General features: G+C 57.0%; 6 protein-coding genes. 5 read left to right on the top strand and 1 reads right to left on the bottom strand.

Features of this window, described 5'->3' with window-relative positions:
• Nucleotides 1–100: IS1 family transposase (locus tag FHC51_RS17055; protein ID WP_000641146.1), on the top strand; the 100-nt coding region annotated here is incomplete at its 5' end.
• Nucleotides 101–433: 333 nt separating this feature from the next.
• On the opposite strand, the gene FHC51_RS17045 is transcribed toward FHC51_RS17055, so the two are convergent.
• Nucleotides 434–1,462: an LLM class flavin-dependent oxidoreductase gene (locus tag FHC51_RS17045; protein WP_220436155.1), complete on the bottom strand. Its 1,029-nt coding sequence runs from the start codon at nt 1,460–1,462 to the stop codon at nt 434–436.
• A gap of 360 nt (nt 1,463–1,822) precedes the next feature.
• Here FHC51_RS17045 and FHC51_RS17040 point away from each other — a divergent pair, with 360 nt between their 5' ends.
• From FHC51_RS17040 to FHC51_RS17025, 4 genes are all read left to right on the top strand, one after another.
• A complete protein-coding gene (locus FHC51_RS17040; protein WP_039028652.1) occupies nt 1,823–2,011 on the top strand; it encodes a hypothetical protein in 189 nt (62 codons plus the stop codon).
• A gap of 111 nt (nt 2,012–2,122) precedes the next feature.
• Complete coding sequence (locus FHC51_RS17035; protein WP_220436154.1) at nt 2,123–3,541, top strand: PLP-dependent aminotransferase family protein; 1,419 nt, start codon at nt 2,123–2,125, stop codon at nt 3,539–3,541.
• A gap of 291 nt (nt 3,542–3,832) precedes the next feature.
• Complete coding sequence (gene ydcS / locus FHC51_RS17030) at nt 3,833–4,978, top strand: putative ABC transporter substrate-binding protein YdcS (RefSeq protein WP_220436153.1); 1,146 nt, start codon at nt 3,833–3,835, stop codon at nt 4,976–4,978.
• A gap of 16 nt (nt 4,979–4,994) precedes the next feature.
• Nucleotides 4,995–6,008: an ABC transporter ATP-binding protein gene (locus FHC51_RS17025; protein WP_220436152.1), complete on the top strand. Its 1,014-nt coding sequence runs from the start codon at nt 4,995–4,997 to the stop codon at nt 6,006–6,008.
• The last annotated feature ends 1 nt before the right edge of the window (nt 6,009 follow it).

Below are 6,009 nucleotides of genomic sequence, written 5' to 3'. Positions count from 1 at the left end.
TCTGGCAAGGCTGGGACGGAAGTCACTGTCGTTCTCAAAATCGGTGGAGCTGCATGACAAGGTCATCGGGCATTATCTGAACATAAAACACTATCAGTAAGTTGGAGTCATTACCTACTATCCGTAGGTAAATGCAGACCGTGACCAAATCCGAGTATTTCTATACTGCCTTCACGATCGCGGATATCCACAGACCCGCAGATATCTGCTCCTCCGTCGTCCTTTAACCACAAATACGCAGGAATTGCCATCTCAAACTCCTTTTGTCAGCCAGCTTAAAAACAGCCATTACTTAACATCGGATGTTTAATAAAGACCAGGCATATCGTGCCATAGTCATGGCAAATATATTTTGCAGTTATACAAATTAAATCAATTTAAAGGTGTGAGTAAACGTCCCGTGTATTATCTATTTCACGGGACCTCTATTATATTACGCGTCCCGCCACCCCATCGCCGGTGCTACATGCTTCAGAATCGACTCGATCACATGCACGTTATACTCCACGCCCAGCTGGTTCGGCACCGTCAGTAAGAGCGTATCCGCCTCGGCGATCGCTTCGTCCTGCTTCAACTGGGCAATCAGCTTGTCCGGCTCGGCGGCATAGCTGCGCCCGAAAATGGCGCGGGTTTTCTCATCCAGATAGCCCACGCTGTCGCTTTCGTTACGGCTGGAGCCGAAGTACATCCGGTCGCGATCGTCCATCAGGGCGAAAATGCTGCGGCTGACCGAGACGCGTGGGGTGCGGGTATGGCCCGCTTCGGCCCAGGCGGCACGGTAGGCGCGGATCTGTTTTGCCTGCTGAATATGGAACGGCTCGCCGGTTTCGTCATCTTTCAGGGTAGAGCTTTGCAGGTTCATCCCGAGCTTCGCGGCCCACACGGCGGTGGCGTTAGAGCCTGCGCCCCACCAGATGCGATCCCGCAGACCTTCGGCGTGCGGCTCCACGCGCAGTAGGCCCGGCGGGTTAGGGAACATCGGCTGTGGGTTGGGTTTAGCAAACCCTTCGCCGCGCAGCACATCCAGCAGCACTTCGGTGTGACGGCGCGCCATATCCGACTCGTTTTCGCCCTCCGTAGGCACATAGCCAAAGTAGCGCCAGCCATCGATCACCTGCTCCGGTGAGCCGCGGCTGATGCCCAGCTGTAAACGCCCGCCAGAGATCAAATCGGCTGAGCCCGCATCTTCCGCCATATAGAGCGGGTTTTCATAGCGCATATCGATTACGCCGGTGCCGATCTCAATCCGGCTGGTTTTTGCGCCGATTGCGGCCAACAGCGGGAAGGGGGAGGCGAGCTGGCGGGCAAAATGGTGCACCCGGAAATAAGCGCCATCCGCGCCCAGCTCTTCGGCGGCGACCGCCAGATCGATAGACTGTAGCAGCGCATCAGCGGCGCTGCGGGTGCCGGACTGCGGTGACGGCGTCCAGTGACCAAACGATAAAAAACCGATCTTTTTCATTCCGGGGTTTCCTGATTTCTGAGAAACAACATAACCCTTACTTTACGGATTACCCGGCGAGAAGAAATGGCGTTTATTTCACAGATGAGGTCAAAAAATTTGAATGAATTCAGCGGCTCTGCCTGTTTTATGGAATGTTAGCGTAAATAACGCTTGCATCCTTCCATCATTAATGCGTTAATGCTCTTTCGGTTTGAAATCCAAAAAATATCTGAAGCAGTTTCTAAAGCAATCTCATCACGTTGTGCCTCTCCACAGTCGCTCCTGGGTTTTATCTTTACGCTCTGATTAGTTTTGTCTCAGACCCTTATTGCCTTTAAGGCCCATTAGTTTTTACGTGTATACGTACAGGAGATTTACATGAGTTCTACTATCCATTTTCGTTGCCCATGCTGTCATGGTTCGCAGTTCCGTACTTCCATTTTCGACGTGTCTGAAAAAAATCCACACGGTGCGAAGTGCATTTTCTGCAAATCTTCCATGATCACCCTCGACCATTTAGCGGCCTCCCGTCATGCCCGCCAGGTCCCGTTTGAGCTGCGTAAGTAATTCAGTCAGGCGCCGTCACGCCTGCTGATATCCTCTCAAACCTATAACAGTTTATTAATTCTGCCTTTTTTCTCCTGCTGATATACACTGTGATGCAGCAAGGAGAACCCGATGAAAAAATACCAGCGCCTGGCGCAGCAAATCATTTCACAGATCGAGCTTGGTGTCTGGCAGCCCGGCGATAAGCTGCCCTCCCTGCGTGAGCAGGTGACCAGCAGCGGGCTGAGCTTTATGACCGTCGGCCATGCGTACCAGATGCTGGAGAGCCAGGGGCATATTGTGGCGCGCCCGCAGTCGGGGTATTACGTCGCCGCCCGTCCCAGCGGAGAGCAGCCGATGCCGCCCGCGCAGGTGATGCGCGACGAGTCGGTGGATATCAATACCTATATCTTCGATGTGCTGCAGGCCAGCCGCGATCCCGCGGTGGTGCCCTTTGCCTCGGCCTTTCCCGATCCGCGCCTTTTTCCCTTACAGCAGCTGAACCGCTCCCTGGCGAACGTCAGTAAAACCGCCACCGCCATGAGCGTGATCGAGAACCTGCCACCGGGCAACGTCGATCTGCGCCACGCCATCGCCCGCCGCTATGCCCAACAGGGGATGAACATCTCCCCGGATGAAATTGTGATTACCGCGGGCGCGCTGGAAGCCCTGAACCTGAGCCTGCAGGCGGTCACCGAACCGGGCGACTGGGTGATTGTGGAGAATCCCTGCTTCTACGGCGCGCTGCAGGCGCTGGAGAGGCTGAAGCTGAAGGCGCTGTCGGTGGCGACCGACGTGCGCGACGGTATCGATCTCAACGCCCTGGCGCAGGCGCTGAACGACTACCCGGTAAAAGCCTGCTGGCTGATGACCAACGCGCAAAACCCGCTGGGCTTTACCCTCAGCGCCGACAAAAAAGCGCAGCTTGTCGAATTACTCGCCCGGCACAACGTCACCCTGATTGAAGATGATGTTTACAGCGAGCTCTATTATGGCCGCGAAAAGCCGCTCCCGGCGAAAGCCTGGGATCGCAGCGACATGACCCTGCACTGCTCCTCCTTCTCCAAATGCCTGGTGGCCGGGTTTCGCATTGGCTGGGTCGCCGCCGGGAAACATGCCCGCCGCATCCAGCAGCTTCAACTGATGAGCACCTTATCCACCAGCTCGCCCATGCAGCTGGCGCTGGTGGATTATCTCGCCACCAAACGTTATGACGCCCATCTCAGGCGCCTGCGCCGCACGCTGGCTGACCGCAAGCAGCTGGCGTGGCAGGCGCTGCTCCGCCATCTGTCCGCCGAAGTTAAAATTCACCACAGCGACAGCGGCTATTTTTTATGGCTGGAGCTGCCCGCACCGCTGGATGCCGGGGAGCTCAGCGCCCGGGCGCTGAAGCACCACATCAGCATTGCGCCGGGCAAAATGTTCTCCACCTCCGATACCTGGACGCCCTTTTTCCGCTTCAATACGTCGTGGGCCTGGGGAGAGCGGGAGGAGCAGGCGGTGATCCAGTTAGGGCAAATAATTAGCGGGATGTTAAAAACGCAAAAATAAGTTTTTCTCGCTATTGATCGCAACCGCTAAATAATCATTTCTTATCCCGTTAATCACGCCGCAATTAATTTGCGGCGTTTTTTATTATCGCTCATAGGAAATATGCATAACCTCTTCGCCTGCTAACCCCTTGTCTATAATCCAGTTACCGGGGAATGCGCCCCCGGTCACAACCTGGCGAAATTTCTCAGGCCTGCCGGGTGCGCTGCAATGGCGCGGTCTACGTTTAATTAAGGAGATATTCTACCGGCACGGCTGCCTTCTGATTTCATTACGACAGGAGTAATACGTATGAGCAAAACATTTGCCCGTAGCAGCCTGTGCGCGCTCGGCATGACTATTTTGACTGCGCAGGCGGCAGAGCCGCCAAAAGAGATCGGCAATGGCGAAGGACGCCTGGATATCATTGCCTGGCCGGGCTATATCGAACGGGGCGAGACCGATAAAAACTACGACTGGGTCACCCAGTTTGAAAAAGAGACCGGCTGTAAAGTGAACGTCAAAACCGCCGCGACATCCGATGAGATGGTGAGCCTGATGGCGAAGGGCGGATACGATCTGGTGACCGCCTCCGGCGACGCCTCACTGCGCCTGATCATGGGCAAACGCGTTCAGCCCATCAATCCGGACCTGATCCCCAACTGGAAAACCCTCGACCCCAGGATCGTCAAAGGGGAGTGGTTCAACGTTAACGGCAAGGCCTACGGCACACCCTATCAGTGGGGGCCAAACCTGCTGATGTACAACACCAAAACCTTCCCGTCCCCGCCTGACACCTGGGGCGTGGTGTTTAAAGAACAGACCCTGCCGGACGGTAAATCCAACAAAGGGCGCGTGCAGGCCTACGATGGGCCGATCTACATTGCCGATGCGGCGCTGTACGTCAAAGCCACCCAGCCAGATCTGGGCATCACCGATCCCTACCAGTTGACGGAAGCGCAGTACACAGCGGTGTTAAACGTGCTGAAAGATCAGCATGCGCTGGTCCACCGCTACTGGCACGACACGACCGTGCAGATGAGTGACTTCAAAAACGAAGGGGTGGTGGCCTCCAGCGCCTGGCCCTATCAGGCCAACGCCCTGAAAGGGGAGAATCAGCCGATAGGCACCGTCTTCCCGAAAGAGGGGGTGACGGGATGGGCGGATACCACCATGCTGCACGCCGATGCCAAACACCCGATGTGCGCCTATAAGTGGATGAACTGGTCCCTGACGCCAAAAGTGCAGGGCGATCTGGCGGCGTGGTTCGGTTCTCTGCCGGTGGTGGCGGAAGGCTGTAAAGCCAGCACTCTGCTCGGCGACAAAGGCTGTGAAACCAACGGCTACACCTATTTCGACAAGATCCTGTTCTGGAAAACCCCTGTCGCCAACGGCGGCACATTTGTCCCTTACAGCCGCTGGGTTCAGGACTACATCGCCATCATGGGCGGTCGTTAAGCGCAGGGAGCAGATTATGACCTACGCAGTAGAGTTTAACGATGTCTCCCGCCTGTATGGCGACGTGCGTGCGGTGGATGGAGTAACGATCCGGATCCGTGACGGGGAGTTTTTCTCCATGCTGGGGCCTTCGGGCTCCGGCAAAACCACTTGCCTGCGCCTGATTGCCGGTTTCGAACAGCTGAGCGGCGGCGCTATATCTATCTTTGGCAAAGACGCCAGCGAACTCCCTCCGTGGGAGCGCGACGTCAATACCGTCTTTCAGGACTATGCCCTGTTTCCCCATATGAACATCCTCGAGAATGTGGCCTACGGGCTGATGGTGAAGGGGATCAACAAGTCTACCCGCCAGGCCCAGGCCCGCGAGGCGCTGGAGAAGGTCGGCCTCAGTTTTGCCGAAGCGCGCAAGCCATCCCAGCTCTCCGGCGGCCAGCGTCAGCGGGTGGCGATTGCCCGGGCGCTGGTCAATCAGCCCCGTGTTCTGCTGCTGGACGAACCCCTCGGCGCGCTCGATCTCAAGCTGCGGGAGCAGATGCAGTTTGAGCTAAAAAAACTGCAGCAGGAGCTGGGGATCACCTTTATTTTCGTCACCCACGATCAGGGGGAAGCACTGTCGATGTCCGACCGGGTGGCGGTCTTTAACAACGGGCGAATCGAGCAGGTGGATACCCCGCGGGAGCTCTATCTGCGTCCACGCACCCCGTTCGTCACCAGCTTCGTTGGCACCTCGAACGTCTTTACCGATACCACCGCCCGGCGCGTCTGCGGCATGACCGGTAGCTACTCCCTGCGCCCGGAGCATATTCGTCTGGACGGGCAGGGTGAAATCCAGGTGCAGGGCCAGGTGCAGGCGGTGCAGTTCCAGGGGGCGGCGACCCGTTACGAGCTGCGGCTTGCCGAGGGGGAGAAACTGCTGGTGAGCCAGGCCAACCTGACCGGCTCTGCGCTGGCCCCGGGGGTTGAGGCCGGACAGCAGGTGACCGCCTCGTGGGCGCGCGATGCTATGGTGCCGCTGCATGAGGAGAGGTGAA

It is taken from the genome of Leclercia sp. EC_58 (assembly GCF_019584355.1).
GTDB lineage: Bacteria > Pseudomonadota > Gammaproteobacteria > Enterobacterales > Enterobacteriaceae > Enterobacter.
This window is presented reverse-complemented; position numbering and strand designations above follow the sequence as displayed.

What these genes read in the sequence shown, in the direction of transcription:
- FHC51_RS17045 (WP_220436155.1), bottom strand. Translation starts at nt 1,462, where the DNA reads ATGAAAAAGATCGGTTTTTTATCGTTTGGTCACTGGACGCCGTCACCG.
- FHC51_RS17025 (WP_220436152.1), top strand. Translation starts at nt 4,995, where the DNA reads ATGACCTACGCAGTAGAGTTTAACGATGTCTCCCGCCTGTATGGCGAC.
- FHC51_RS17040 (WP_039028652.1), top strand. Translation starts at nt 1,823, where the DNA reads ATGAGTTCTACTATCCATTTTCGTTGCCCATGCTGTCATGGTTCGCAG.
- FHC51_RS17035 (WP_220436154.1), top strand. Translation starts at nt 2,123, where the DNA reads ATGAAAAAATACCAGCGCCTGGCGCAGCAAATCATTTCACAGATCGAG.
- ydcS (WP_220436153.1), top strand. Translation starts at nt 3,833, where the DNA reads ATGAGCAAAACATTTGCCCGTAGCAGCCTGTGCGCGCTCGGCATGACT.